This is a genomic window from Janthinobacterium sp. SUN100 (assembly GCF_030397705.1).
In the GTDB taxonomy this organism is placed as follows: domain Bacteria; phylum Pseudomonadota; class Gammaproteobacteria; order Burkholderiales; family Burkholderiaceae_D; genus Janthinobacterium; species Janthinobacterium kumbetense.
The window spans coordinates 352,809-378,962 of record NZ_JAPUBU010000004.1 but is presented as its reverse complement, the minus strand read 5'-3'; the positions used below and the strand labels follow the sequence as shown (position 1 = coordinate 378,962).

Annotated in this window: 21 protein-coding genes, 1 tRNA gene and 2 pseudogenes; 19 read left to right on the top strand and 5 right to left on the bottom strand. The window is 63.3% G+C overall.

Annotation, left to right across the window (positions count from 1 at the left end; translation table 11 throughout):
- The first annotated feature begins 30 nt into the window (after positions 1–30).
- From O0881_RS21795 to O0881_RS21745, 12 genes and pseudogenes are all read left to right on the top strand, one after another.
- Positions 31–2,394: a DNA polymerase II gene (locus O0881_RS21795; protein WP_251350163.1), complete on the top strand. Its 2,364-nt coding sequence runs from the start codon at positions 31–33 to the stop codon at positions 2,392–2,394.
- A 274-nt stretch (positions 2,395–2,668) separates the two neighbouring features.
- The gene (locus O0881_RS21790) at positions 2,669–3,985 is read left to right on the top strand and encodes a hypothetical protein (RefSeq protein WP_176376560.1); all 1,317 of its coding nucleotides are present in this window, start codon (positions 2,669–2,671) and stop codon (positions 3,983–3,985) included.
- Positions 3,986–4,139: 154 nt separating this feature from the next.
- Positions 4,140–4,226 (top strand) — tRNA-Leu (locus O0881_RS21785).
- A 173-nt stretch (positions 4,227–4,399) separates the two neighbouring features.
- Positions 4,400–5,608, top strand: coding sequence for an integrase arm-type DNA-binding domain-containing protein (locus tag O0881_RS21780; protein ID WP_289913029.1), 1,209 nt, complete (start codon positions 4,400–4,402; stop codon positions 5,606–5,608).
- 242 nt (positions 5,609–5,850) lie between these two features.
- Positions 5,851–6,321 (top strand): plasmid mobilization relaxosome protein MobC, encoded by a 471-nt coding sequence (mobC, locus tag O0881_RS21775; protein WP_289913028.1) that lies wholly within the window; start codon positions 5,851–5,853, stop codon positions 6,319–6,321.
- Positions 6,311–6,982 (top strand): annotated as a pseudogene (locus O0881_RS29250) (relaxase/mobilization nuclease domain-containing protein); the annotation flags it as partial. The gene mobC and the pseudogene O0881_RS29250, both read left to right, overlap by 11 nt.
- Before the next feature lie 70 nt (positions 6,983–7,052).
- Positions 7,053–7,553: an IncQ-type mobilization protein MobB gene (locus tag O0881_RS21765; protein ID WP_289913026.1), complete on the top strand. Its 501-nt coding sequence runs from the start codon at positions 7,053–7,055 to the stop codon at positions 7,551–7,553.
- Entirely contained in the window at positions 7,550–8,149 is a 600-nt protein-coding gene (locus O0881_RS21760) for a DNA-primase RepB domain-containing protein (RefSeq protein ID WP_289913024.1), read from the top strand. The genes O0881_RS21765 and O0881_RS21760 overlap by 4 nt, the downstream gene beginning before the upstream one ends.
- A gap of 237 nt (positions 8,150–8,386) precedes the next feature.
- Entirely contained in the window at positions 8,387–8,719 is a 333-nt protein-coding gene (locus tag O0881_RS29245) for a barstar family protein (RefSeq protein WP_354670221.1), read from the top strand.
- Positions 8,720–9,484: 765 nt separating this feature from the next.
- Positions 9,485–10,546, top strand: coding sequence for a radical SAM protein (locus O0881_RS21755; RefSeq protein ID WP_289913022.1), 1,062 nt, complete (start codon positions 9,485–9,487; stop codon positions 10,544–10,546).
- A gap of 4 nt (positions 10,547–10,550) precedes the next feature.
- The gene (locus tag O0881_RS21750) at positions 10,551–11,981 is read left to right on the top strand and encodes an MBOAT family O-acyltransferase (protein ID WP_289913021.1); all 1,431 of its coding nucleotides are present in this window, start codon (positions 10,551–10,553) and stop codon (positions 11,979–11,981) included.
- The gene (locus O0881_RS21745) at positions 11,968–13,023 is read left to right on the top strand and encodes a hypothetical protein (RefSeq protein WP_289913018.1); all 1,056 of its coding nucleotides are present in this window, start codon (positions 11,968–11,970) and stop codon (positions 13,021–13,023) included. Before O0881_RS21750 ends, O0881_RS21745 begins: the two co-directional genes overlap by 14 nt.
- Here O0881_RS21745 and O0881_RS29240 read toward each other — a convergent pair.
- The 3 genes and pseudogenes from O0881_RS29240 to O0881_RS21735 form a co-directional block, all read right to left on the bottom strand.
- Positions 13,020–13,109 (bottom strand): annotated as a pseudogene (locus O0881_RS29240) (GNAT family N-acetyltransferase); the annotation flags it as partial. The gene O0881_RS21745 and the pseudogene O0881_RS29240 overlap by 4 nt on opposite strands.
- Positions 13,110–13,114: 5 nt before the next feature.
- Complete coding sequence (locus tag O0881_RS21740; protein ID WP_289913017.1) at positions 13,115–13,693, bottom strand: NnrU family protein; 579 nt, start codon at positions 13,691–13,693, stop codon at positions 13,115–13,117.
- A gap of 68 nt (positions 13,694–13,761) precedes the next feature.
- Positions 13,762–14,154 (bottom strand): Imm10 family immunity protein, encoded by a 393-nt coding sequence (locus tag O0881_RS21735; RefSeq protein ID WP_289913015.1) that lies wholly within the window; start codon positions 14,152–14,154, stop codon positions 13,762–13,764.
- A gap of 147 nt (positions 14,155–14,301) precedes the next feature.
- On the opposite strand from O0881_RS21735, the gene O0881_RS21730 reads away from it, so the two are divergent.
- From O0881_RS21730 to O0881_RS21720, 3 genes are all read left to right on the top strand, one after another.
- The gene (locus O0881_RS21730) at positions 14,302–14,718 is read left to right on the top strand and encodes a GNAT family N-acetyltransferase (RefSeq protein WP_289913014.1); all 417 of its coding nucleotides are present in this window, start codon (positions 14,302–14,304) and stop codon (positions 14,716–14,718) included.
- A 7-nt stretch (positions 14,719–14,725) separates the two neighbouring features.
- On the top strand, positions 14,726–15,472 hold the full coding sequence (locus O0881_RS21725; protein ID WP_289913012.1) for a M56 family metallopeptidase: 747 nt from the start codon (positions 14,726–14,728) through the stop codon (positions 15,470–15,472).
- Positions 15,473–15,536: 64 nt separating this feature from the next.
- On the top strand, positions 15,537–16,037 hold the full coding sequence (locus O0881_RS21720; protein ID WP_034780522.1) for a hypothetical protein: 501 nt from the start codon (positions 15,537–15,539) through the stop codon (positions 16,035–16,037).
- Positions 16,038–16,040: 3 nt separating this feature from the next.
- Here O0881_RS21720 and O0881_RS21715 read toward each other — a convergent pair whose 3' ends face one another.
- Positions 16,041–16,847, bottom strand: coding sequence for a class I SAM-dependent methyltransferase (locus tag O0881_RS21715; protein WP_289913011.1), 807 nt, complete (start codon positions 16,845–16,847; stop codon positions 16,041–16,043).
- A 298-nt stretch (positions 16,848–17,145) separates the two neighbouring features.
- Here O0881_RS21715 and O0881_RS21710 point away from each other — a divergent pair, with 298 nt between their 5' ends.
- The 4 genes from O0881_RS21710 to O0881_RS21695 all read left to right on the top strand — a co-directional run bounded on the left by O0881_RS21710 (position 17,146) and on the right by O0881_RS21695 (position 23,594).
- Positions 17,146–20,496 (top strand): MHYT domain-containing protein, encoded by a 3,351-nt coding sequence (locus O0881_RS21710; RefSeq protein WP_289913010.1) that lies wholly within the window; start codon positions 17,146–17,148, stop codon positions 20,494–20,496.
- A complete protein-coding gene (locus O0881_RS21705) occupies positions 20,493–21,506 on the top strand; it encodes an HD domain-containing phosphohydrolase (protein ID WP_289903344.1) in 1,014 nt (337 codons plus the stop codon). Before O0881_RS21710 ends, O0881_RS21705 begins: the two co-directional genes overlap by 4 nt.
- Before the next feature lie 312 nt (positions 21,507–21,818).
- Positions 21,819–22,655 carry a universal stress protein gene (locus O0881_RS21700; RefSeq protein WP_289913008.1) on the top strand — a complete coding sequence of 279 codons (837 nt, stop codon included), beginning with the start codon at positions 21,819–21,821 and terminating at the stop codon, positions 22,653–22,655.
- Between the two features lie 69 nt (positions 22,656–22,724).
- Positions 22,725–23,594 (top strand): hypothetical protein, encoded by an 870-nt coding sequence (locus tag O0881_RS21695; protein ID WP_289913007.1) that lies wholly within the window; start codon positions 22,725–22,727, stop codon positions 23,592–23,594.
- Positions 23,595–23,645: 51 nt separating this feature from the next.
- On the opposite strand, the gene O0881_RS21690 is transcribed toward O0881_RS21695, so the two are convergent.
- The gene (locus O0881_RS21690; protein ID WP_289913004.1) at positions 23,646–25,964 is read right to left on the bottom strand and encodes an NADP-dependent malic enzyme; all 2,319 of its coding nucleotides are present in this window, start codon (positions 25,962–25,964) and stop codon (positions 23,646–23,648) included.
- Positions 25,965–26,154: the final 190 nt, after the last annotated feature.

The following is a 26,154-nucleotide window of genomic DNA, read 5'->3' as shown; positions in this document are numbered from 1 at the left end:
CAGGCCAGCACACCCGACATTCACGGCACCATGACAGGCAACACGCAGCACCCGCCCGAACAGGGCTTCATCCTGACCCGCCACTGGCGCGACACGCCCGCCGGCACGGAGGTCGATTTCTGGCTGGCAACGGATGCCGGGCCCCGCCACGTGCGCCTGCCCGTGCAGACGGCCGTCGCCTTCCTTCCCATGGAGCAACAGGAACAGGCGCAACAGCTGCTGCGCGGCGAACGCCACGCGGAGCTGCGTCCCCTGTCGCTGTGCGATTTCCACCATCGCCCCGTGCTGGGACTGTACTGCAAGCAATACCGGCATTTGCTGAAGCTGGAAAAGCAGCTGCGCGCACACGGCATCGACGTGTATGAAGCGGACATCCGCCCGCCCGAACGCTATCTGATGGAGCGTTTTATTACGGCACCGGTGACATTCAGCGGAGAAACACTGCAGGAAGTGCAGCTGAAACCGGCGCCCGGCTACCGTCCCGCATTAAAACTGGTGTCGCTCGACATCGAGACGACGGCGCATGGCGAGCTGTATTCGCTGGCCCTGGAAGGCTGCGGCCAGCGCCAGGTCTACATGCTGGGCCCGCCAAACGGCGTCGACGGGGAACGCGACTTCGACCTCGAATACTGCGACTCGCGCGCACAGATCCTCGAACGCCTGAATACGTGGATGGAGCGCCACGATCCGGACGCCATCATCGGCTGGAACCTGGTGCAGTTCGACTTGCGCGTGCTCAAGCAACATGCTGAGCGTTATCAAGTCCCGTTGAAGCTGGGACGGGGCGGCGCCGTGATGGAATGGCGCGAACATGGCGGCAAGCAGGAACACTATTTTGCGGCCGCCGCGGGCCGGCTGATCATCGACGGCATCGAAGCGTTAAAATCGGCGACGTGGAATTTTTCCTCATTCAGCCTGGAAAACGTGGCGCAGACCTTGTTGGGCGAAGGCAAGTCCATCGACAATCCCTACCAGCGCATGGCCGAGATCGACCGGCGTTTCCGCGAAGACAAGCCGGCGCTGGCGCGCTACAACCTCAAGGATTGCGAGCTGGTCACGCGCATCTTCGCCAAGACCGAGCTGCTGACCTTCTTGCTGGAACGGGCCAGCGTGACGGGCCTGGCGGCCGACCGCAGCGGCGGCTCCGTGGCCGCCTTCGAACATTTGTACTTGCCGCTGATGCACCGGCAGGGTTACGTGGCGCCCAACCTGGGCGATATTTCCGGCGAAAACAGCCCCGGCGGCTTCGTCATGGATTCGCAGTCGGGCCTGTACGATTCCGTGCTCGTGCTCGACTATAAAAGCCTGTACCCGTCCATCATCCGCACTTTCCTCATCGACCCGGTCGGCCTGGTGGTGGGCACCAGCGGCGATGAAGCCGACACCGTGCCCGGCTACCGGGGCGCGCAGTTTTCGCGTGTGAAACATTGCCTGCCGGCTATCGTGAAACAGGTGTGGCAGGGCCGCGAGATAGCCAAGCGCGAGCGCAACGCGCCGCTGTCGCAAGCCTTGAAAATCATCATGAACGCGTTTTACGGCGTGCTGGGCTCCAGCGGCTGCCGCTTCTTCGACCCGCGCCTCGCTTCGTCGATCACCCTGCGCGGCCACGACATCATGCACCGCACGCGGGAACTGATCACGGAACAGGGTTATCAGGTGATCTACGGCGACACGGATTCCACCTTCGTGTGGCTGAAAACGGCACATACGGATGAAGAGGCGGGCAAGATCGGCCGCGCCCTGGTGACGCATGTGAACGCCTGGTGGGACCAGCATCTGCGCGAGGAATTCGGCCTGGAAAATGCGCTGGAACTGGAATTCGAGACGCATTACCGGCGTTTCCTGATGCCCACCATCCGCGGCTCGGAGGAAGGCAGCAAGAAGCGCTACGCGGGCCTGGTGGGCAAGCCCGACGGCAGCGAGCAGATGGTCTACAAGGGCCTGGAAACCGTGCGCAGCGACTGGACGCCGCTGGCGCAGCAATTCCAGCAAGCCTTGTACCTGCGCATCTTCCAGCGCGACGCCTACCAGGACTATGTGCGCGACTACGTGGCGCGCACGGTGCGCGGCGAATTCGATGCTTTATTGGTCTACCGCAAGCGCCTGCGCCGCCCGCTCGACGATTACCAGCGCAACGTGCCGCCCCACGTGCGCGCGGCGCGCACTGCCGACGCCTACAACCTGGCGCAGGGCCGGCCGCTGCAGTACCAGAACGGCGGCTGGATCAGCTATGTCATCACGGTGGCGGGGCCGGAACCGCTGGAAACGCAGCGCTCGCCCATCGATTACCACCATTACCTGACGCGCCAGCTGCAGCCGGTGGCCGACGCGATATTGCCCTTCCTGGGCGATGATTTTTCGCGCCTCGTGTCCGGGCAGCAGGATTTGTTTTAGATCAATTTTACTGACCAGCATGACAAAGCTGAGGTAATATCGGCGCCTGCCGGGCTTATCTGCCCCTGCCCAACAGGCGCTGTGCGCCGCGGCAGCGTAAAATACGCCATGGCGAAAGAATAAGAGCTGCACGAAGAAGAAGATGCCATTCCAGACGAGAATCGTTCGCAACAGGATTTTCCACGCTGAAATGGCGCATAATTTCACACTATGTTGAACCAGCGGGCGGCGCGTTTAGCCGTCTGCCCCGCTAATTTTTGAATGAATTGATACCATGACCGAGATCACGTCCTTAAGAGACATCCCGCAAAAAAATATCTTCCGCAAGGGCGACACCTTTGTGCTGTTCGGCGAGCTGTTCGGCCGCGGCTATGTGAATGGCTTGCTGGACGAAGCGCGCAAGGCGGGCATGAATATCGTCGGCATGACGGTCGGCCGCCGCGATGAAAACATGGCGCTGCGCCCGCTGAACGCGGAAGAGCTGGCCGAAGCCGAAGCCAACCTGGGCGGCCGCATCATCAATGTGCCGCTGATGGCCGGTTTCGACCTGGACGCGCCAGCCGGCGAACCGACCCCGACGGCCCTGCTGGCCGACATGACCCTGAAAAGCTGGCAAGAAGACAAGCTGGACTGGGCGCAGATCGAACGCTGCCGCGAAGCCGGCATCGCCCGCTTCAGCGCTTCCGTGGCGAAAGCCATGGCCGAGCTGGACAGCCTGATTCCTGACGGCAGCAATGTGTATTTCGCCCACACCATGGCTGGCGGCATTCCGAAGGTCAAGGTCTTCCTGGCCATCGCCAACCGCATCTACAAAGGCCGCGGCGAGCGCTTCATGTCCTCGCGCGCCCTGCTCGACAGCGACCTGGGCAAGCTGATCCTGATGAACTTCGACGAAGTCACGGCCAACACGCTGCAACACCTGATCGACGGCAGCGCCGCCATCCGCGCCCGCATCGAGCAGACGGGCGGCCAGGTGCGCTACAGCGCCTACGGCTACCACGGCACGGAGATCTTGATCGACGGCAAGTACCAGTGGCAAACGTACAGCAACTACACGCAAGGCCTGGCCAAGATGCGCCTGGAAAACGTGGCCAAGGCCGCGTGGGAAAAAGGCATCAAGGCGACCGTCTTCAATTGCCCGGAAATCCGCACGAATTCGTCCGACATTTTCGTCGGCGTGGAACTGTCGCTGTTCCCCCTGCTCGACGCACTGAAAAAAGAAGGCGGCGCAGCCTGGGCCGAAGAGCAATGGAAAATCTGCCAGGGCTTGCTGGAAGACGGCGTTTCGCTGCAAGACTTGCTCGACCGTATCGCCGCCTACAACGGCGACGCCACCAGCGTGCAGTTCCGCAACTTCGCCGCCTGGCCGATGGACAACACGCCAGAGCTGGCCGACGTCATGATCGGCACCTCGGACGACATCACCAAGCTGCACAAGGACCGCAAGGAACTGATCACCGACCACCTGAGCTCGCTGGTCCTGGAAGGCACGGGCCCGCTGATGTTCCACGCCATGTCGGAGCCGCAAGCGCCCGTCGTCTGGCTCAACCACGACATCATCGCGCGCCAGCTGAACTCCGTGCATAACTGATTCCAGCATCGCCGCAGCCTGACCACGCCGTCCCCGGTTCGCGCCCGGGACGGCGTTTTTCATGCAAAGGCAGCATCCTATTAATGGGCTAAACCGTATGCCAAGCGAAAAACTTGCCGGATCACGATAAATCAGTGATAATGCGTCTCGCGTTGCCGGGATGGCGGAATAGGTAGACGCACGGGACTCAAAATCCCGCGCTGGAAACAGCGTGCCGGTTCGATTCCGGCTCCCGGCACCAGAACACAGCAGTAGAAGCTCGAAAAATATCCAGGAACCCGCCTTCGTCATAGGAGCGCGGGTTTTTTGTTGTCCGTGTTTGTCCATCGGCGTACATTCAAAGCCATGAACTTTGTTGGTACTTTTTGCTGGATTTAGGATTTTCTCTAAAAAAATACCATCAGGGAGTGCGCCATGCCACTGTCCGATCTGTTTATCCGTCATGCCGTCTACCAGGGCACGCCCAGCGGCGACAAGTATCCCGACCTGTACGGCATGTACCTGCTGGTCACCCGTACGGGCAAGTACTGGCGGATGAATTACCGCCATGCAGGCAAGCAAAAAACGCTGGCCTTGGGCGTCTACCCCCGCGTGAGCCTGGCCCAGGCGCGGCGCAAAGCCGAAGACGCGCGCAAGGCGCTGGCCGAAGGGATCGACCCGAACGCCGTCAAGCGCGCGCAGAAGGCCGAACAGCGCAGCGCCGCCCTGAACACCTTCGACAAGCTGGCGCGCCAGTGGCTGCTCACCATCCAGCGCAACGGCAGCGCCAGCACGCAAAAGAAAGTCGGCAACTGGCTCGAAGGCGACGTCATCCCCTACCTGGGCAAGATGCCGCTCAACACCATCCGCCCGCGCGATGTGCTGCGCGTGGTGCAGCGCGTCGAGGCGCGCGGCGCGATCGATTCGGCGCACCGCATCAAGCAGCTGTGCGGCCAGGTGCTGCGCTTCGGCGTGGCGATGGACCTCGTCGAGCGCGACGTCACGGCAGACCTGAAAGGCGCATTGACGCCGGTGCCAAGAACGCACTACCCGGCACTGACGGAACCGGGCGATGTCGCGCCGCTGCTGCGCGCCATTTATGGCTACCACGGCCATGTCACGGCGGTGGCGGCGCTGAAACTGGCGCCCATGCTGTTCGTGCGTCCCGGCGAACTGCGCGCCGCCGAATGGAGCGAAATCCATCTCGATGCCGCCGAGTGGCGCATCCCGGCCAGGAAAATGAAAATGCAGCTCGAACACCTGGTGCCGCTGCCAACACAGGCCGTGGCGATCCTGCGCGCGCTGCAGCCTGTCACCGGCGAAGGCCGCTACGTGTTTCCCGGCCTGCGCAGCGGCCAGCGCTGCATGAGCGAAAACACCATCAATGCGGCGCTGCGTTCCCTCGGCTATGCCAAGGAAGTCATGAGCGGCCACGGTTTCCGCGCCATGGCCCGCACCATCCTCGACGAAGTGCTGCAAGAGCGCGTGGACCTGATCGAGCACCAGCTGGCGCACAGCGTCATCGACCCGAACGGGCGCGCCTACAACCGCACGGCGCACCTGCCTGCGCGCCGCGCCATGATGCAGCGCTGGGCCGACTATCTCGACGCCCTGCGCGACGGCGTCGCCACGCCGCCAGCCTGACGGCGACGCCCGCCTGGAGAAAGAAAACCAGCGGCGGCGCTGGCCGGAACAGGTGCCGCGCCACGCGCGCATGTCGTCGCCGCGCCACGATAGGCGACACGGCGTGCGTCCACCCACATCCGCCGTCGTCCTGTTTAGCGACAGCGCCCGCACTGTTTGATATCGCGTAAGAAAAGCGGCTGGCCCGCGGCTACATTCAAAGGCGGGGAGCCGCGGGCGCATGGGCTGGCGAGGAGCAAGCCATGTTTTCGCTTCGCTCAAACCGGCTTGCCCTGCGGGGGCCATCCTCGCTGCGCTCGCCCACCACGCCAGGAGCATCGATGCACGCCGAGACCACGCCACGCAAGCGACAAGGCGGCCGCCCGAAAGGCGACCCGGCCGCCGTGCGCGGCGCCACCATCGGCGTGCGCGTCTCGGCCGCCGAACATGCGGCGCTGCTGGAACGCGCCGCCCGCATGCAGATGCGTCCCGCGCAATGGCTGCGCGCCGCAGCGCTGGCGCGCGCCTTGCCCTCGCCGCCCGTCGCCGCCATCAACCGCGAACACTACGTGGAACTGGCCCGCCTGGCGTCCAACCTGAATCAGTTGACCCATCTCGCCAACGAAGGCGGCCGCGTCGCCGTGGCCGACGCCCTGCTGCAGCGGCTGATCGCCGAAACGCGCCGCCTGCGGCTGGCACTGCTGGGCGTCAAGGAGCAGGACGATGATCGCTAAGGCCATCAAGGGACGCGGCTTTCGCGGCGTGCTGGCGTACGACCTGGGCAAGGAGCAGGCGCGCGTGATCGACACCAACATGACCGGCCGCACGCCGCGCGAACTGGCGCAGGAATTCGGCGCCGTGCGCAAGCTGCGCCCAGGCCTGGGCAAGGCGGTGCTGCACGTGTCGCTGTCGGCCGCGCCGGGAGAGCAGCTGTCCGACGCCCAGTGGACGCAGATCGCGGGCCGCTATCTGGCGGGCATGGGCCTGGACGACAACCAGTACCTGCTGACGCGCCACGCCGACACCCGGCATGAACACGTGCACCTGCTGGTCAACCGCGTGCGCTGCGATGGCGGCGTTGCCAGCGACAGCCACGACTACCGGCGCCAGGAGAGCATCATGCGCGCGGTCGAACGCGACTTCGGCCTGCAGCAGCTGCGCCCCTCCGTCGAGGCGCCGCGCCGCGCGGCGAGCCGGGGCGAAATCGAGGCAGGCCTGCGCACCGGCATCGCCTCGACGCGGCAGCGCCTGCAGCAGCTGTGCGATGCCGCCATTACCGGCTGCGGCAGTTTCACCGCTTTCATGCAGCGCCTGGCAGCGGCGGGCGTGGCCCTGGTGCCGGTGACGCAGCGCCATGACAGCACCCTGGCGGGCCTGTCCTACCGCCTCGATGGCGTACTGATGAAGGGCAGCGATCTGGGACGCGGATACAGTCCCATGGGATTGGCGAAGCGAGGAGTCCACTATGATAAAGAGCGAGACCTTGCGGCAGTTGGCCACTGCCGAGAATACGGCGCAGCTGGACGCGCTGGCGTGCAGGATGGCGCAGCTGCACCAGGCGAAGCTGGCCAGCGCCGAGGAGCTGGCGGCGACCCTGGAGCCGCTGGCGCAGGCGATGGCGGCCCTGACGGACGAGACGCGCCAGACGATGCAGCAGCTGGGCCTCGACGGCACGCGCCAGGGCGAACAGTTCCGGCGCCAGATCGAGGCGGCGACGAGCGCCTGGCACAGCGCGGAACAGGCGGCACGCGAGAGCGCCCAGGCAATCGACTGCAGCAGCCGTACGCTGTCGCAGCGCCAGTATCTGCTGGCCGCGCTGGTGGGCATGATGACGGGGCTGCTCGCCAGCGCATTGTGGCTCTGTCTGGCACCTGCCCCCAGGCTGCAGAACGTGCTGGACGCGCGGCAGCTGGCCGCGCTGATCCGGCCCGCGACCGCAGCCTGGAAGCCGTGCGCGGGCAAATGACGGCAATGGGCTGCGCGCAGTTCGTCGTCAGGCTGGTGCAGGCAAGGGACGGCAAAGAAGAGATGCGGCAGTGGAGCGAACGGGAACTGCTGCGCAGTCTGGCCTGGCTCAAGCGCATGAACGCGCGCGGCTACGACGTCACCCTGCGGCCCGCAGGCCAGCATGGTCTGCTGCTGCTCGACGGCTTGCAAGAGGCAGACTTGCAGCGCCTGGACGCGCGCGGCTGGCACAGCGCCGCCGTGGTGGAAGTGCAGCATGGCCGCTTGCAGGCCTGGATCAAACTGTCCGTGCACCCAGTCGCCGACGCCTTGCGCGGCCAGGCGGCATCCCGCCTGGCGGACGACCTTTGCCGCAGTGGCAGCGCCATCACGGTTGCGGAATTTGGCGCGCTGGCCGGATTGACCTGCCACGCGCCGGGCATGGCCGAAGGACAAGCGGCACGCTATGCGCTGCTGCAGGCATTGAGCGGAACAGTGGCAACCGCCGCAGCGCCCTGCCTGGAGCGCATGGCGCACCTGCCGGACCTGCCACCGCCACCCAGGCTGTCCATGCCGCAGGGCGCTGTCCGGAAACGCTCAGGCGGGCGCGCCAGGTAATCGACAGGCTGGTGTGCTGGCGTCCCCAGCAGCCGCGTTACCGATTGCATTTCGGCATGAATTTGACCGTCTGGCGCATAGGAAAGGCATTTGCCCGGGCGTGACAATGCGTGTAGTTTTCCGTTCGGCAATTTGCTATTCTCTGGGGCGCTTGTCGGCTACGGCTTTAATTAGCTAACGGCGGCAAGCGGCCAGGAGCGGCCGTTCGATTCTCCGTGAGCAGGGCAGAAATTTTCTATGAACTCAATTCGAATTAATTCAAACCTGATAGTCGACGATGAGACCTTTCACTCGGTTTTCTCTGATGCTTGTGGGTTCCCATATTTCTACGGGAGAAATATGAACGCATGGATTGACTGCATGGGATACCTCGACGAGCCGTCGGCACAGATGTCATCGGTACATGTCGCTGCAGGTGAGAGTTTGGCTTTGGTCATTGACGGCGCATCATCCTTCAAGACTAGATGTCCTGCATTGTATGATGAGCTGCTTGAGTGCGCTGCTTTTGTAAATGAACGATGCGAAGAAGCAGGGCGAGCGCCTCTCCTAGCTATCACGATGCACGCCTGATGGGTAACGGTGCTATAAAAATGTCAGTAGAGTTCTAGTTCACGAAGGGCCGCTTTGGGGCGTAAGCGGACACCGCAATAGAAAGGCCGTCGCCTCAAAAAAATCGCAGCAATTTTCGGCCATGCTTTTCAAGAAAGCGTTCCCTCGCTGCCGATGCTTGCTGGGAAGAAAATACAAAATCAAAAAAAATCATCGGGAGTACTAGCATTTGACGTTTTTTGTACTAGACTGTTCGTCTGAAGTCACCAGCAACCGCTCCAAATGGAATGGTAACGAAGAACTTTTTCTCCAATGATGGTATTTATGATGGTATTTTTGGATATTTGCTGAATTCTCATAGCAGTTTTCGATTCCGGCTCCCCCACCAGACATCGCAACACCAGAAAACAACCACTCATTCTCAGGATCGGGTGGTTTTTTTTCGCCTGATTTTCCACGCTTTCGCCGCCCCCTCCGTGTCAAATGCGCACCCTGTGCACCCAACTTGCTAGTCACGCGCCGCAGCACCGGCCGCGCAGGCCCTGCAAACGGCGGAAATGGAGTATTTCATGCTGTCAAGAAAATCTTGCATTGCAATAAAAAGATGTGGCTTAAAAGTAAATTAATTTATAGCCAATATTTCATTTTGCCGGAGCAAGCGGCATACTAAGGCCTCAGGCCCTCGCCCATTTTACGGCTCACGCCTGGGCATGCAAGCTGCCATCATGCCTCGCTGTACAGGATGTTCAATGTCCATAAATTTTTCGATCTTACCTTCCGGTGCCTATGAACTCCCTCTCTGAACTTGCGTCCGCCACGAAGCACAATGACTTCGCCTATTTTCGTGAACTCAATGCGCGGCTGGGAACCCTCAAGGCGGCCAACTATGATGTGGCGTCAAAATGCAATTTGCGTTGCGAGGGCTGCCTCTTCTTCGAAGGCGAGGAGAACGAAGGACACGAAGATAGCCGTTCGCTTGCCGAATGGGATGCCCTGTTTGCCGCCGATGCGGCGCGTGGCGTCACGCTGGCCTACATGGCGGGCGCGGAACCGAGCCTGGTGCCCGACAGGCTGCGTGCGGCCCAAAAATACATCCCGCATGGCATTGTGTTTACCAATGGCACGATACGCTTGCCGGACGATATCTTTTATCGCATCCATATCTCTTCCTGGGGGGTCGATGAAATCGGCAGTTCATTGCGTGCCGGCGACGTGCTGACCAAGGCGATGAACAACTACCGCGACGACCCGCGTGCCGTTTGCGTGTTTACCATTACCTCCCTGAATATCAATCAGATCATGATCATGGCAGAGCTTGCCAACAGTCACGGCTTGCCGCTCACCTTCAGCTATTTCAGCCCCACCACCCGCTATCTGGACAAGCTGGAAAACAAGGCCGATAACGACAAGGCGTATTTCCGCATCAGCAGTGCCACGCAAAGCCTGGCCCTGACGCAAGCCGATTTTGCCCATGCACGCGAGGAAATTGTGCGCGCCATGCTGGCCTATCCGGAAACGGTGCAATACTCCCTGCACTATGACGACTGGGTCACGGGCGACAAGCTCTATGACATCGATCCCGTCACCAAGATCGCCAGGAACTGCGGTTTCCGCGTCACCAAGCAAGTGCATGTGCATGTCGATCATCAACCGGGCAAGGGCAAGTGCTGCAGTTCGAATATCGATTGCAGCAACTGCCGCGCATATGCGATGGGACAATCGACCTATCTGTCACGTATCCGTGAAGCCGTCAGAAAACCGGAAGAGCTCGCCAAATGGCTGGAAGTGCGGGAAATCTGGGCCAAGCTGTTTTTGAACGCCAACAACTCGGCCAAGGCCCCCCTGTAATACGATGAGTTTTACCTCGTACTGGTTTGCCTTCGCCTTCCTGCCCCTGTCCGCGTATGGCTATCGCCAATTGCTGTCGACAAGCCATTTCAAGCTGCTGCTGCCGCTGCTGATCTCGCTGGCCTTTTATTACCTCAACGATGCGCACAACCTGCTGCTGTTTTGTGCGTCGATGGGCGCCAACTGGCTGCTTGCGGGCGTCATCGGCAGGAGCCGCGGGAAAACCCGCTACCTGGCGCTGGCCATTGCGGGCAATTTATGTTTTCTCGCGTTTTATAAATATGCGACATTCTTCACCGTGCCCGGCACGGCGATTCCCGCTTTGCCACTGGGCATCTCGTATTTTACATTTACGCAAATCGCCTTCCTGGTCGATACGGCGCGGGGGCAGGCCCGCGGCACCAATCCGCTCGAATACGCGCTCTTCGTGGCCTGGTTTCCCCACTTGCCTGCCGGCCCCCTGCTGTCGCACAAGGACATGCTGCCGCAATTCCTGGGCGCGCCGGGCACGTCGTCGGCCTTGCATCCGGCGCCGCGCGACTATGCCGTCGGCCTCACCCTGTTTGCCATGGGCCTGTTCAAGAAATCCTGCGTCGCACCCATTTTTCACCACGCCCAGGGCGACGTTTTCCTACGCGCGGGACAAGGCGACCCCATCGGCCTCGTCGAGACCTGGATCGCCTGCCTGGGTTTCCTGTTTGAAACATACTATGATTTTTGCGGCTATTCGGAAATGGCCATGGGCATCAGCCGCATGTTCGGCATCCACCTGCCCGTCAATTTCCATGCCCCGTTCAAGTCGTCCAGCCCGGTCGAATTCTGGACGCGCTGGCATGTGACCCTGGGTGCCTTCATGCGCGACTACCTGTATCGGCCCCTGACCAGGAAACGCCAGGTATGGCGGCATTACGCAGCCCTGTTCGTGGTGATGATGGCTGTCGCCATCTGGCATGGCGCCACCATTCCACTGCTGATCTTTGGCGTTTACCAAGGACTGCTCGTCACGGGCAACCACGCCTTGCGGCGCTGGAATCTGGTGTCGCGCAAGGGCGGCAAGCTGCAGCACTGGGCTGGCAGGACCTTCACGCTGGCGGCCATCGGCTTTTCCGTCAGCCTGTGGGCCACGCCCGACTGGCAGGAGGCACGGCACGTCATTCTCGGCTTGCTGGGTGCCGGACAGGCAAGCGCCTGGCCTGGAGGTTTTTTCGGCATCACCGCCATCCTCGCCGCCGTGGCATTTAACTGGTCTGCCCCCTCCCTGATCGACCTGATGGCGAAAGAACTCCCCGCCTGGAGCGTGCAACTGAAAAAATCCACGACCAGCTCGTTGGCCTGGAAACCCAGCCTGGCGTGGGCGGTAGCAGTCGCCGTCGCGCTGTGCCTGGCGCTCATCAATTTGTCCGCTGTCAAAGAGTTCAAATATGCAGGGTTTTAATCAAGACATCCCCATCGCGCGCTTTTTCGCCTGCGTTTTTTTCATTGCGCTCGGATTCGCGCTCCTTATTGCCGGACTCGTTTTTATCGTCGATCCCTATGCCATCTGGCGGCACCAGTCGAGCCATAAGATCAATACCATCAGACTGGAGATTCCTAACAGCAGCCAGGCAAGCGCGGCTGTATTGCGCAGCACGCTGAACCCGCCTGACGTGCTGATTCTTGGTTCTTCCCGGGTACGGCGTGGTTTCAACGAAACGCTCGCCTCCAGCTTATACGGCGGCAACGTTCAAGTGGCTGGCATCGATGCCCTGCCGCTATCAACAGCCAAGGATCTGTTTTTCATCCTGAGCCAAGAGGCACGCATTCGAAGGCTGTATTTGGAAGTCAATTACCTCACATCCAATGCCTGCGAAACGAAAAATGAAAATGCGGTGACAAAAAATGAGCTCGACTTGCCGTTTCATTATCTGTCGCCCGAGAATGCCGTCATATACAGCCTAAGAACGCTGAAAATAAATCTGTTCCCTCCGCGCTCCTTCGACAGCTATTTTGACAAACAAGGACGTTACTATGACGATCCTGCCAAAGGGGCTACACGTGCAGGGGGAGCGCAAGCACATGAGTCGCGCTTTAAGCAGCTATTCAAGACGATTGCAAGCGCTTGTCAAAATCATGCAAACAATGCCGCCGATGTCAGGGATTTGACGGCCATCTTCCATCTCGCGCAAACCAGGCAGATAGAAGTTATTTTGCTGATTTTGCCTGTTAGCGAAAAATGGCAAACACGTATCCACCAGGCCGGACTCGTGCCTCAAGCCGCGCAGTGGAAAAGAGAGGTTTCCCTGCTCGCATCGCAATTCCATGTGCCTTTGCTGAACTATGAGCTGCGTAACGATGAAAGTGACCAATCTGACAATGCCCCTCTTTCCATGCCCATGTTTTGGGATGAAACGCACTTCTCAAACCGCCTGGGCGACCAGCTGTTACACGATATGCTGGACGCCAGCGGCCGGTCTTCCATCCGGTCAAAAATCCCTTAACACCCCAGCCTGCCCTCCAGCCCCGCTTTCACCGCCCCCCACTCCGTATCGATAATGCTGAAACGCACGGAATTGCGCTTGCTTCCTCCGCCTATCCAAACGGCCGCACGCCAAACAGCACGCCGTGCAGCCAGAACGCCAGCAGCAGCCACAGCGCACAGCCCGCGCCGACCGCGATCAGGGTGCCTGCCATAGTGCCGCCCTCGTACCCCACGCCGGCCGCGCGGTCGCGTTGCACGGCGGCATACAGATCGACTGACGACCAGACGAGGAAGCCGCCGAACAGCAACACGTCGGCCACGTTGCCGTTGGCCAGCAGATGCGCCACCGCCCAGAATTGCGTGCCCAGCAGCATGGGGTGGTGCACCAGAGTCTTGATTCGGTTGCGCGGCACATTGGCCGCCGCCAATAAAATCAGCGAGAAGAGCATCAGCAGGGCACTGATGTGGCGCAAGCCCATGGGCGGCGACCACAGCACTTGCGGCTGCTGGCGCGCCAGGGCGTAGCCCCAGATGATCAGGCCCAGCCCCACGAACGCCACGAGCGAATACAGGCCCTTCCAGCGCTTTTCGCCGAGGCGCGCCAGCTGGGCGCTGCGCCAGCCGTCAGCGACGATGCGCACCGAGTGCAAGCCCAGGAACAGCAGCAAACCGAGTATCAGCACCGTCATCGTCCACTCCCCAGTCCATATCCTCTATCCAGCATACCCGACATCATGGCCGGTGCCGTCCACGCAGATCAACGTTCTTCGCGATAGTAGTCGCAGCCTTCGAACGTGGTGCGCAGCGCCCGCTGCAGCTGGGCGTAGCGCTCGGGCGTCAAGTTGAAACGCACGTCGATCTGGCCGTCGTCGTCCATCTGCATGGCGGCCTCGGCATCCATCTGCACGGACAAACGGTTCGGATGCAGAATCACGGCGTGCATGTGGCCGTACCAGGCAAATTCCTGGCCGCCATATTCGATGTAGGGCTCGTCCATGCCCATGGCCACGTCCTGCTCGTCATACTCGTCGGCGCGCTGCAGCATCAGGTAGACGGGCTCGCCTTTGCCGGCTGGCGCGGCCAGGGTGGTGATCAGGGCGTCGTCTTCATTGATGACGGACAACTCGGTGGCGGTAAATCCTGCGGACATGGCGTGCTTTCAACAAATATGGGGATGGCGCCACCATAGCGCAAAAGCGGCACGGACGACATAGCGCGCGATGAATAAAGCCTGCCGTCACGAAAATCCATCGCCGCCTATAATTGCCGCTCCAAACTATTTCTACAGGAGACCGCCTTGACCGCAGCATCGCCCTACACCACCCGCCTGGCCATCCCGTCCATCGCCACCTACCAGCACCTGCGCGTCGCCGCCGGCCTGAGCGCGAAAACCACGGATGCCGCGGCCCGGGGCTTGCCGAATTCCCTGTTTGCCGTGCAAGTGCTGCATGGCGACGAGGTGGTGGGCATGGGCCGCATCATCGGCGATGGCGGCTGTTTCTTCCAGGTCGTCGATATCGCCGTGCTGCCGGCCCACCAGGGCAAGGGATTGGGCAAGCTGATCATGCGCGAAATCCGCCAGTTCATCGATCGCGACGTGCCGGAAAGCGCGTATATCAGCCTGATCGCAGATGGCCAGGCGCAAGACCTGTATGCGCAGTTCGGTTTCAAGCACACGGCGCCCGCCTCCGTCGGCATGGCGCTGAAGCGCTAGGCGCCCGATGCCGGCCTGGCTGCTGTGCACCATGGCGCTGGCGCTGCTGTTGAGCGCCGCCGCCTGGCGCGCCGAGCGCGCGCTGCAACGGCGCGGGCGCACGACACGCTGGCTGTGGCTGGCGGCCATCGCCGCGTCCGCCATCGTGCCCCTGGCATGGCTGCCCGGCGTGCTGGCGGCCATGCCGGCGGAGCAGGCGCAGCTGAAACTGGGCTGGTTCATGCTATCGAGCGGCATGTTGCTGCTGCTGGCGCTGCGCAGCGTCTGGCTGCTGTCGCACCAGCGCCGCTGGCAAAAGAGCACCTTGCTGGGCACGCCCGTCTTCCTGAGCGGCGGCATCGGTCCCTGCGTGGCGGGACTGCTGCGGCCGCGCATCGTGATGCCCGTCTGGCTGCGATTGATTTCGTCCCAGCAACAGGCGCTGCTGCTGGCGCACGCCCAATGCCGGCTGGCCGCGCGCGACCCGCAGCTGCTGGCCCTGGCGTACGCCTTGATTATTCTCATGCCGTGGAATGTGCCCCTGTGGTGGCAACTGCACCGGCTGCGCTTTGCCATCGAAGTCGATTGCGACGCGCGCATGCTGGCGCAGGGCCATGCGCTGCGCGACTATGCCATCGTGCTGCGCCAGCACGGCCAGTATTATTCGGGGCTGACGGGCGCCTCGCCCATCGTGCTGATCGACCCGCGCGCACTGCGCCGCCGGCGCCGCCTGATGGCCAGATTTACCCGGAACCGGGCGACGAACTTGCTATAGTAGCGGCAACGCCGCGCAATGCGCCCGCGCCACCGGCTTCCCCTTCAGAAATCAGAGAGATACCATGCTTTACCTGCTTGCCATCGTGATCGTCATCGCCCTGCTGTACTACGTCTTCAGCGGCCGCACGCCCGCCAAACCGCTGCACAAGCCGCTCATGTCGGTGCGCCAGTACGTGCCGGCGATTCCTGCGGGCGCACCCGCGCATCACTGGACCGATGAGGGGCGCTTTGCGTCGGAAGTGGAAAACGAATCGATGTACCAGCCCGCCATCGCCAAACTGGCCGGCGAGCACGGTCCCGGCAATGCGGAAGAGAAATGCCTGGCCCTGCTCGTCTGCGACGATGCCAACCCGTTCCAGGACAAGGCCATCGCCGTCTTCATCGATGGCCAGCTGGTGGGCTACCTGTCGCACAACGACGCGCTGCGCCTGCGCCGCAACCTGGGCCGCATGGACCTGGTGGGCCAGCTGACCTCGTGCGACGCCGTCATCCGCGGCGGCGGCCTGTGGAATGGCAAGCGCCTGTCGTATGCCGTCTGGCTGGACTTGCAGCCCTACAACTAACCGCTATCCCGCGCGCGCCAGCCTGACGGCGCGCGTGGCGATAAAGCTGGGCAGGTATTTTTCAATTTCAAAGCGCGGGTGGGGATGCATTTCCTCGTGGTATCCCGCCAGCATGAAGCCCGCCGCCAGCTGGCCGCCGATCTGGCTGTCCAGGCCATGGCCGAAGATCAGTGGCTCGCCCCTTTCCATGCGCGCCGCCAGCGCATCGGCATCCATATCCTCCACATCCGAGTACGGCAGCACGAAACGGGGCCGTATCAAGCCCTGCTTCGCCCATTGCGGGTCGCGGTCGCCGATGAACACGGCCGGGTTGAAGAAACTGCTCAACAGCACGCCAGCGTCCGCCAGCACGCGCGCGCATTCGCGCCACACGGGGGCGATATCGGGCACGTACTGGTTCGACACGGGATGGACGATGACATCGAAGCTGGCGTCGGCGAAGCAGGCCAGGTCGCGCATGTCGCCCTGCACGGTGGCCAGTTGCAAGCCGTCGCGCTCGGCCACCATGCGGTCTTGCGCCAGTTGCTGCTCAGACAGATCAAAGACGGTCACGTGCGCGCCGGCGGCCGCCAGCACGGGCGCCTGTTGCCCGCCGGCGCCGGCCAGGCACAGGATGCGCTTGCTACGCACGTCATCCAGCCAACCGGCCGGCAAGGGGCCGGGCGTCAGGTGGATGAGCCACTGTCCGGCGCGCGCCGCGGCGATGGTGGCGCTGTCGACGGGCTGCGACCAGGGACTGTTCCGGGTCGCCTGGGCATCCCAGGCTTGCTGATTATGCCGCAAGAAGTTGTTACCTAAAGGCATCGTCATCCTTTCAGAAAAAAGCAGGACGCGAATGTAGCATGACGTCCGGCAAGACGTCGCACTTTGCAAAAAAAACCACACAATTCCTGATGGAAACTTCTTCGCCCGCACCGCCATTCCCTTGGTGCGGCGAGGCATACGCCCCACTTTTCCGCCTGCGCACGGCTTGCACGACAGAGAAAATAATTACAAATAAGATATTTGTTTCCAGAAATCTGGTAAGGTCATTTGCATCGGCCACCCGCAGCGATGGCCGGCCCCGATCCTGTTTTCAGCGCCACGACGCTCTATTTGCCTGCCCACGATGATACCTGCCAGCGTCCAGCACCTATTCCACCTGCCCGCCGATCCGGCCCAGCTGCACCACGGCCAGCATGCGCCGGGCCTGGTGCTGCTGTCTCTCGTGATCGCCATTTTCACGTCGTGGATGGCCTTCCAGATGACGGCGTACAGCCGCGCGCAGGCGAGCATCAGCCGCCGCCTGCACTTGCTGTGCCTGCTAGCCGGCAGCCTGGCGCTGGGCTGCGGCGTGTGGGCCATGCATTTCATCGGCATGCTGGCCTTCGAGCTGGGCACCAGCGTCGCCTACGATCCGGGCCTGACCTTGCTGTCCATCGTGCCCAGCGTGGCGGCCTCGTTCGTGGCCCTGGCCACCATCAGCCGGCGCGCCGTCACGGCGCCGCTGCTGCTCAGGAGCGGCTTGCTGGTGGGCCTGGGCATCGGCGCCATGCATTACACGGGCATGCACGCCATGCGCATGGGCCTGTCGCTGCGCTACGAGCCGCTGCTGTTCGCGCTGTCGCTCGTCGTTGCCGTGGCGCTGGCCACCGTGGCCCTGTGGATACGCTTCGGCCTGCGCGGCTGGAGCGGCCGCGTGTCTGCCTCGCGGCGCACCTTGATCAGCGCCGGCGTCATGGGTTGCGCGATTGCCGGGATGCATTACATGGGCATGCAAGCCGCCCGCTTCGTGGGGACGATTCCCCCAGGCAATGATGCCGATGCCAACCGGCCCATGCTGGTGATCAGCGTGACCCTGCTGACCATCGCCCTGACGATCCTCGTCGCTTCGGCCGTGGGCATCTTGCGCTACCGCGAACTGTTTCGCCACCTGAACCAGAGCGAACACTGGACGCGCTCGCTGTTGACGAGCACGGTCGACGGCGTCATCACCATCGACCGGCATGGCGGCATCGTCGACTTCAACGGCGCCGCCGAGCGCATCCTCGGCTGGCGGGCGGCGGAAATTATCGGCCGCCACGTCAGCCTGCTGGTCAGCGACGTGCGCCAGTCGGAACAGCAGGGCCTGCTGCACTACCTGCGCACGGGCGAAGGCGAAGCGGTTCACACCAGCGAGGAAATCGTCTACCTGCGCAAGGATGGGGTGCCGGTCGCCGTGCAGCGCTCGATGGCCAGCGCGCGCCTGGCCGACCAGGATTTATATGTGCTGTTCATTACGGACATCAGCGAACGGCGCGCCATGCTGGCCGCCCTGCGCGAGAGCGAGCAGCAGTTGCGCTCGCTGATCGGCAATCTGCCCGGCATCGCCTTTCGCTGCACCACGGCGGAAAACCAGCCCATGCTGTTCATCAGCGACGGCGTGGAAGCCATCACCGGCTATCCGCCCGCCGACTTTCTCGGCGCGGCGCCGCGCCGCACCATCACGGGCCTGATCGCCAGCGAAGAGCGCACCTACGTCATCGACGTCTTCAACCGCAGCGTCGCCAGCGGCGAGCCCTACCTGCTCGAATACCGGCTGCTGCATGCGGACGGCACGGCGCGCTGGCTGTGGGAGCGGGGCACCGTCGTGCACGACGCGGCAGGCGCCGTGCGCTGGGTCGACGGCGTCATCCTCGACATCAGCGAACGGCGGCAAATGGAGGAAGACTTGCGCATGGCCAAGGAAAAAGCGGAGCTGGCGGCCGCCACGCGGGCCAGCTTCGTCGCCAACATGAGCCATGAAATCCGCACGCCGATGAATTCCATCCTCGGTTTTACCGATGTGCTGCTCGACTCGCCGCTGGCGCCCGAGCAGCGGCGCCACCTCGATACCGTACGCCAGTCCGGCCGCTCGCTGTTGCGCCTGCTCAACGAAGTGCTCGATACTGCCAAGCTGGACAAGGGCGCCGTGGCGCTGGAATTGCGCGACTACAGCCTGCTGGCGCTGGTCGATGAACTGGCGTCCACGTATGGCATCCATGCGCGCGCCAAGGGTTTGCGCATGGAGGTGCAGTACGACCCGCAACTGCCGGCCATGCTGCATGGCGACGAGTTGCGCATGCGGCAAGTGCTGGGCAACCTGCTCGACAACGCCATCAAGTTCACGCCCGGCGGCGTCGTCAGCCTGGCGGCGCGCCGCGACGATGGCCAGCTGCACCTGCTGGTGCAGGACAGCGGCATCGGCATCCCCGCGGAACGGCGCGACGCCATTTTTGATCCCTTCGTGCAAGCGGACGCCTCGACCACGCGGCGCTTTGGCGGCACGGGCCTGGGCACCACCATCAGCCGGCAGTTGGTGACCCTGATGCAGGGGCGCATCTGGGCCGATGCCGCCTTGCCGCATGGCAGCGTGTTCCACGTCATGCTGCCCTTGCTGCCAGCGCGCCAGGCGGCGCTGCCCGCCAGCGAACGGCGCAGCGTGCGCCTGCCGCCCCTGCGCGTGCTGGCCGCCGACGACGTGCCGCAGAATCTCGAACTGCTGAGCTTACTGCTGGGCAAGCGTGGCCACACGGTGGTCACGGCTGGCGATGGCGCGCAAGCCTTGCAGCTGGCGCAGCAGGATGACTTCGACGTGCTGCTGCTGGACTTGCAAATGCCGCACATGGATGGCCTGGCCGCCACGCAAGCCATCCGTGCCGCCGCCCTGCGCGACGGACGCCCGCGCGTGCCCGTGATCGCCATGACGGCCAGCGTGCTCGAGGCGCACCGCAAGGCGGCGCGGGCGGCCGGCATGGACGGTTTCGCCACCAAGCCCGTCGAATGGCAGGCGCTGGCGCTGGAAATCGCGCGCGTGCTGGGCCTGGCGGCGGACCCGGCCGACGATAGCCACGCGCCGCCCCCCGCAGGCGGACGGGTGCTGCACCATGCGGGCGCCCTGCAGCGCTGGGCCGGCAACGACAGCGCCTACCGCGCGGCGCTGGCCCGTTTCGGACGCGAGCATCCGCGCCTGCCGCCCGCCCTGCTGGCCGCCATCGAAGCGCGCGACCACGCGGCGCTCTTGTCGCACAGCCACCAACTGCGCGGCGTGGCCGCCAACCTGGGACTGGAGCAACTGGCCGCCAGCCTGGCGGCGCTGGAGCAATACTGCGCCGGTGCCAGTCCCGCCACGGCGCAGCAGCTCGACGAGATCCTGGGCGCCCTGCTGACGCAATGGCCGGCGGCAACGGCCGCCATCGCCCGGCTGGCGCCGCCTGTCTTGCCGGCGGCAACGGCGGCGGCCATCGACGCGCCCGCCGTCCGGCAAGCGGCCAATGCCCTGTTAAGCGCCTTGCGGCGCGGCGAACTCGATGACACGGCGCAAGCACAGTTGCAGCACGCCATGGGCGCGCAAGCGGACGAGCTGACGCCGCTGCTGCATGCCATCGACGACTTTGATTTCCCCCAAGCACAGTCGCTGCTGCACGACTTGCTGCACACCTACGCCCCGGAGTCCCCATGAATGCACCAGCCAGGCCCGTGATTCTCATCGTCGACGATGAGGCGGCCAATTTGCAATTGCTGCGCCAGATCTTGCAGAACGATTATGCGCTGCTGTTCGCCAAGGATGGCGCGCGGGCGCTGGCACTGGCGCAGCAGGAGCGCCCGGCCCTGATCCTGCTCGACGTGATGATGCCCGGCATGAGCGGCCACGACGCCTGCCGCCAGCTGAAGGCCGCGCCGCTGACGGCCGCCATTCCCGTCATTTTCGTCACGGCCCTGAACGACATGCGCGACGAACTGAGCGGTTTTGAGGCGGGTGCCGTCGATTACATCACCAAGCCGCTCAGCCCCGCCATCGTGCGCGCCCGCGTGCGCACGCACCTGTCGCTGGTGCGCATCGATGAATTGAAGGAAACGCGGCTGCAGATCGTCCAGCGCCTGGGCCTGGCGGCCGAATACAAGGACAATGAAACAGGCTTGCACGTGATCCGCATGAGCCATTACGCCCGCCTGCTGGGCGTGGCCGCCGGCATGGACGAGGCCGCCGCGGACGACCTGCTGCACGCGGCGCCCATGCACGACGTGGGCAAGATCGGCATCCCCGACCGCATCCTGCAAAAGCCGGGCAAGCTCGACGCGGACGAATGGACCATCATGCAGACGCACGCGCGCATCGGCGGCGACATCATCGGCGAACATGCGGAAGGCGGCATGCTGGCGCTGGCGCGCGCCATCGCCGTGTCGCACCATGAAAAATGGGATGGCAGCGGTTACCCGAACGGCTTGGCAGGCGAAGCGATCCCGCTGGCGGGGCGCATCGTCGCAGTGGCCGACGTGTTCGACGCGCTGACCTCGGTGCGCCCGTACAAGCGCGCGTGGTCGGTGTCCGACGCCGTGGGCTATCTGCAGGCGCAACAAGGCAGCCATTTCGATGCGCGGCTGGTCGACCTGTTTGTCGGGGAATTGCCCGCCATCGACGCCATCCGGCTGCGCTGGGCAGAGAAAGCGGAACACCACGCGCCCGCTTGAAGAGTGAACTCCCGCCACGGCCAGCGTTGTTGCGTCACACAAGCAAGTGCCGGACAGATGGCGCCGGCGCCGATGCAGACCACTGGAGGGGCCAGGAGTTCAATGCCATTATGGCTGGCGCTGGGGCGGGCATTTTGATGCACATCAAACAGCTTGCACTTTCCTGGCTGCGCACTTGCAGATGGCCCTGGCCTCTCTTTTTTTGACTTACATCAAGCCCAGCATAAGAAAAGCCCCGGCCAGCACGGCAATGCTGGACTTGCCCGTGTTGCCGTTCTAGCCTTGTTGCCATCCTGACTACCGAATGACAACATGGCTTACAAATCCATCCTCGTCCACGCCGACCTGTCGCGCCATGCGCCGCAGCGCATCGCCATCGCGGCGCGGCTGGCGCACGCGCACCAGGCGCACCTGATCGGCGCCGCCATGACGGGCATGTCGCGCTTTACCCTGGAAAACAACCGCGGCATGCGCGGCGCGGCCGTGGCGGCGCAGATTTCAGCCTTGCACGGGCAGGCAGAACAGGCGCTGGACCAGTTCGAGACGCTCGCGCGCCAGGCCGGCGCCGTCTCGCTCGAGCGGCGCCTGATCGAAGACGACGAGGATGGCGGCATGGCCGTCAGCGCCCGCTACAGCGATCTGACCGTGCTGAGCCAGCACGACGCCGGCGAAGCCTTGCCCGGCGCCATGAGCGACCTGGTGCCCTACGTGATGCTGAACGCGGCCCGTCCCGTGCTGATCGTGCCGCGCAGCGGCCAGTTCGCACAGGTGGACAACACGGTGGTGGTGGCCTGGGATGGCAGCATGGAAGCGACGCGCGCCATCGGCCACGCCTTGCCCCTCTTGCGCGCGGCGCGCCTGGTGGTGCTGGCCCTGCTGCATCCGCCCGTCGGCCACGCGCAGCCGGCGCGCCATCCGGGCGCCGACATCGCCGCCTACCTGAGCCGCCATGGCGTGCCCGTCGAAGTGCGCCCGGCCGTCGCCACGGGCGACATCGGCGCGGCGCTGCTGGCCATGGCCGCCGAAGTGCATGCGGACCTGCTGGTGATGGGCGGCTACGGCCACGCGCGCTTCCGCGAAATCCTGCTGGGCGGCGTGACGGAAACCGTGCTGCGCCAGATGACCTTGCCGGTGCTGATGGCGCACTGACACCAAGCGCGCTCCATGTCGTTGCACAATGGGTATACTTGCCTGTTTATCCATATCAAAGCAATGTACATGAACCAACAACTCGTCAATTGGGGCAATAGCCTGGTGCCGTTCGGTGGCGAACTGCTGTGGAGCGCCCTGCCGTGGATGCTGCTGTGCAGCGCCGCCGGCTTCGTGCTGGCGCTCGGCATCTGCTACCAGCTGGCCAGAAAATGCCTGCTGGTGCGCCGTCCCCGCGCCTGGCATGTGGCCGCCAAGCTCAGCTATGTGCTGATCCTGCTCGCGCTGCCGCTCCTCGGTGCCGGATTTGGCGCCGTGCACAGCGTGCACCGCGTGGTCAATCAAGCCCTCGAGCGCGACTTGCAGCCCGTGGTCGAAGCGCAGATGCCGGCGCTGCGCGTCTACCTGGAACAGCAGGTCAAGCTGATCGCCCCGGGCCAGCCCATCAGCGTGCGCAGCCTGCTCGAACCGTTCGTGCAAGGCATGTATTACCAGCCCACGTCCAGCAGCTACTGGGAACGCAACAAGGCGCGCTGGATCAATGAATTCATTCTGCGCCGCGGCAGCGTGCTGCTGACGCAGGTGCTGCAGGAACAGCTGATCGCCAGGGTCGGCCTGCTCGGCGAAGCGCTCAAGGGCGCCAACTTCCGTGGCCAGGCGACTGGCGAGCTGGCCGCGCTGGGCACCGACCTGGCCGTGCGCCTGACCACCGACGTGGCGCGCCATGCCGACTTCAGCAAACTCGACAAGTCAGTGCCGATGATTTTCATCGACGCCATCAAACGGCAAGCCGGCGCCTATTTCAATTCGCTCAAGATCACGCTGGGCCTGTTCGCGCTGGCGGCGCTGCTGCTGGTATGGGGCGAGATCATGCTGTACCGCCATTACTACCTGCGCCGCCATCCGCCCGCCGCGGCCCTGCCCGTGTCGCCCATGTAAAAAAGCCACCCCTCCTTGCGGATGGGGTGGCTTTCCATGAGCAGCTGACGCTTAGACTTTACGCTGGGCGACTGCGTCGACCACGCACAAGGCCGTCATGTTGACGATGCGGCGCACGGTGGCCGATGGCGTCAGGATGTGCACGGGCTTGGCGCAACCGAGCAGGATCGGACCGACGGCGATGCCGTTGCCGGCCGCCGTCTTCACCAGGTTGTAGGCGATGTTGGCCGATTCGATGTTCGGCATGACGAGCAGGTTGGCGTCGTTCTTCAGTGCCGAATTCGGCATGATTTTTTGACGCAGCTTGCTGTCGAGGGCCGTATCGCCGTGCATTTCGCCGTCGATTTCCAGGTCCGGCGCGCGTTCCTTGATAATGGCCAGCGCGGCGCGCATCTTTTGCGCCGAGGCGCTGTCGCTGGAACCGAAGTTCGAGTGCGACAGCAGGGCCGCGCGCGGCGACAAGCCGAAACGGGTCATCTCTTCGGCGGCCATGATGGTGATCTCGGCCAATTGGTCGGCGTCCGGGTTTTCATTGACGTGCGTGTCGACCATCACCAGCTGGCGTTCCGGCATGATCAGCACGTTCATGGCGGCGTAGACATTGCTGCCGGCGCGCTTGCCCAGCACCTGGTCGATGTATTTCAGGTGCAGCTGGGTGGTGCCGAAGGTGCCGCAGATCATGCCGTCGGCGTCGCCCTTGTGGATCATCATCGAACCGATCAGGGTGTGACGGCGGCGCATTTCCAGTTTAGCGTATTCCTCGGTGACGCCTTTGCGGCTCGTCATGGCATAGTACGTATTCCAGTAATCGCGATAGCGCTCGTCGAAGTCCGGGTTGATCACGTCGAAGTCGACGCCTTGCTTGAGGCGCAGGCCGAACTTCTGGATGCGCGCTTCGAGCACCGGTGGGCGGCCGACCAGGATGGGACGCGCCAGTTTTTCATCGACCACCACTTGCACGGCGCGCAGCACGCGCTCTTCTTCGCCTTCGGCGTAGACGATGCGTTTGAGTTCGGCCGGCGTGGATTTGGCCATCAGGAACAGCGGCTTCATGAAGGTGCCGCTGCGGTAGACGAATTGCTGCAGGCTGTCCGCGTACGCTTGCAAGTCCTTGATCGGACGCGTGGCGACGCCCGAATCCTCGGCCGCCTTGGCGACCGCCGGTGCGATCTTGATCAGCAAACGGGGATCGAACGGCATCGGAATCAGGTATTCAGGACCGAACGACAGGTTGCTGATGCCGTAGGTGGTGGCCACGATGTCCGACTGCTCGGCATGCGCCAGGTCGGCGATCGCGTGCACGACGGCGATTTCCATCTCGCGCGTGATGGTGGTGGCGCCGCAATCGAGGGCGCCGCGGAAGATGTACGGGAAGCACAGCACGTTGTTGACCTGGTTCGGATAGTCCGAACGGCCCGTGGCGATGATGGCGTCGCTGCGCACGGCCTTGACTTCTTCCGGCAGGATTTCCGGATTCGGGTTGGCCAGCGCCAGGATCAGCGGGTTCGGCGCCATCTTGCGCACCATGTCTTGCTTCAGCACGCCGCCGGCGGAGACGCCGAGGAAGATGTCGGCGTCCGGGATGATCTCGGCCAGGGTGCGCAGCGGCGTGTCTTGCGCGAAGCGTTCCTTGTCCGGGTCCATCAGTTCCGTGCGGCCCTTGTAGACGACGCCGGCCAGGTCGGTGACGTAGATGTTTTTCAGGGGGAAGCCCAGGTCGACGATCAGGTCCAGGCAGGCCAGCGCCGCGGCGCCCGCGCCCGATACGACCAGCTTGCAATCCTCGATTTTCTTGCCGACGGCTTTCAAGCCGTTCAGGATGGCCGCGCCGACGATGATGGCGGTGCCGTGCTGGTCGTCATGGAAGACGGGAATCTTCATGCGGTCGCGCAGCTGGCGCTCGATGTAGAAGCACTCGGGCGCCTTGATGTCTTCCAGGTTCACGCCGCCGAAGGTCGGTTCCAGCGAAGCGATGATGTCGACCAGCTTGTCCGGGTCCATCTCGTTGATTTCGATGTCGAAGACGTCGATGCCGGCGAACTTCTTGAACAGCACGCCCTTGCCTTCCATCACAGGCTTGGCGGCCAGCGGGCCGATATTGCCCAGTCCCAGCACGGCCGTGCCGTTGGTGATGACGGCCACCAGGTTGCCGCGCGCCGTATATTTATAGGCATTCGCCGGATCGATGACGATTTCTTCGCAGGGAGCGGCCACGCCTGGCGAGTAGGCCAGCGCCAGGTCGCGCTGGTTGGTCAGTTGTTTGGTCGGCGTCACGCTGATTTTGCCGGGGCGCGGGCACTCGTGATACTCGAGTGCGGCCAAGCGCAATTGTTGACGCAATTCTTCTTTTTTATCAGATGACGAATCCATGCTGTGCTGCCTTCCTGTTTGGTCGATCGGGTGTTCCGGATTTTATCAGACCGATTCTTTCAATTAGCTAGGTATTTTCCGCTAGCCACAGTCTGATATCACGAAAACGCATAACCTAGCATTGTAAGGCCGTGCGGCGGCACAAACGTCCTGAACAGGAAAAACTATCAAATTTTAGATTTCAATTAGT

What these genes read in the sequence shown, in the direction of transcription:
- O0881_RS21795 (WP_251350163.1), top strand. Translation starts at nt 31, where the DNA reads ATGACAGGCAACACGCAGCACCCGCCCGAACAGGGCTTCATCCTGACC.
- O0881_RS21790 (WP_176376560.1), top strand. Translation starts at nt 2,669, where the DNA reads ATGACCGAGATCACGTCCTTAAGAGACATCCCGCAAAAAAATATCTTC.
- O0881_RS21780 (WP_289913029.1), top strand. Translation starts at nt 4,400, where the DNA reads ATGCCACTGTCCGATCTGTTTATCCGTCATGCCGTCTACCAGGGCACG.
- mobC (WP_289913028.1), top strand. Translation starts at nt 5,851, where the DNA reads ATGTTTTCGCTTCGCTCAAACCGGCTTGCCCTGCGGGGGCCATCCTCG.
- O0881_RS21765 (WP_289913026.1), top strand. Translation starts at nt 7,053, where the DNA reads ATGATAAAGAGCGAGACCTTGCGGCAGTTGGCCACTGCCGAGAATACG.
- O0881_RS21760 (WP_289913024.1), top strand. Translation starts at nt 7,550, where the DNA reads ATGACGGCAATGGGCTGCGCGCAGTTCGTCGTCAGGCTGGTGCAGGCA.
- O0881_RS29245 (WP_354670221.1), top strand. Translation starts at nt 8,387, where the DNA reads ATGAACTCAATTCGAATTAATTCAAACCTGATAGTCGACGATGAGACC.
- O0881_RS21755 (WP_289913022.1), top strand. Translation starts at nt 9,485, where the DNA reads ATGAACTCCCTCTCTGAACTTGCGTCCGCCACGAAGCACAATGACTTC.
- O0881_RS21750 (WP_289913021.1), top strand. Translation starts at nt 10,551, where the DNA reads ATGAGTTTTACCTCGTACTGGTTTGCCTTCGCCTTCCTGCCCCTGTCC.
- O0881_RS21745 (WP_289913018.1), top strand. Translation starts at nt 11,968, where the DNA reads ATGCAGGGTTTTAATCAAGACATCCCCATCGCGCGCTTTTTCGCCTGC.
- O0881_RS21740 (WP_289913017.1), bottom strand. Translation starts at nt 13,693, where the DNA reads ATGACGGTGCTGATACTCGGTTTGCTGCTGTTCCTGGGCTTGCACTCG.
- O0881_RS21735 (WP_289913015.1), bottom strand. Translation starts at nt 14,154, where the DNA reads ATGTCCGCAGGATTTACCGCCACCGAGTTGTCCGTCATCAATGAAGAC.
- O0881_RS21725 (WP_289913012.1), top strand. Translation starts at nt 14,726, where the DNA reads ATGCCGGCCTGGCTGCTGTGCACCATGGCGCTGGCGCTGCTGTTGAGC.
- O0881_RS21720 (WP_034780522.1), top strand. Translation starts at nt 15,537, where the DNA reads ATGCTTTACCTGCTTGCCATCGTGATCGTCATCGCCCTGCTGTACTAC.
- O0881_RS21715 (WP_289913011.1), bottom strand. Translation starts at nt 16,847, where the DNA reads ATGACGATGCCTTTAGGTAACAACTTCTTGCGGCATAATCAGCAAGCC.
- O0881_RS21710 (WP_289913010.1), top strand. Translation starts at nt 17,146, where the DNA reads ATGATACCTGCCAGCGTCCAGCACCTATTCCACCTGCCCGCCGATCCG.
- O0881_RS21705 (WP_289903344.1), top strand. Translation starts at nt 20,493, where the DNA reads ATGAATGCACCAGCCAGGCCCGTGATTCTCATCGTCGACGATGAGGCG.
- O0881_RS21700 (WP_289913008.1), top strand. Translation starts at nt 21,819, where the DNA reads ATGGCTTACAAATCCATCCTCGTCCACGCCGACCTGTCGCGCCATGCG.
- O0881_RS21695 (WP_289913007.1), top strand. Translation starts at nt 22,725, where the DNA reads ATGAACCAACAACTCGTCAATTGGGGCAATAGCCTGGTGCCGTTCGGT.
- O0881_RS21690 (WP_289913004.1), bottom strand. Translation starts at nt 25,964, where the DNA reads ATGGATTCGTCATCTGATAAAAAAGAAGAATTGCGTCAACAATTGCGC.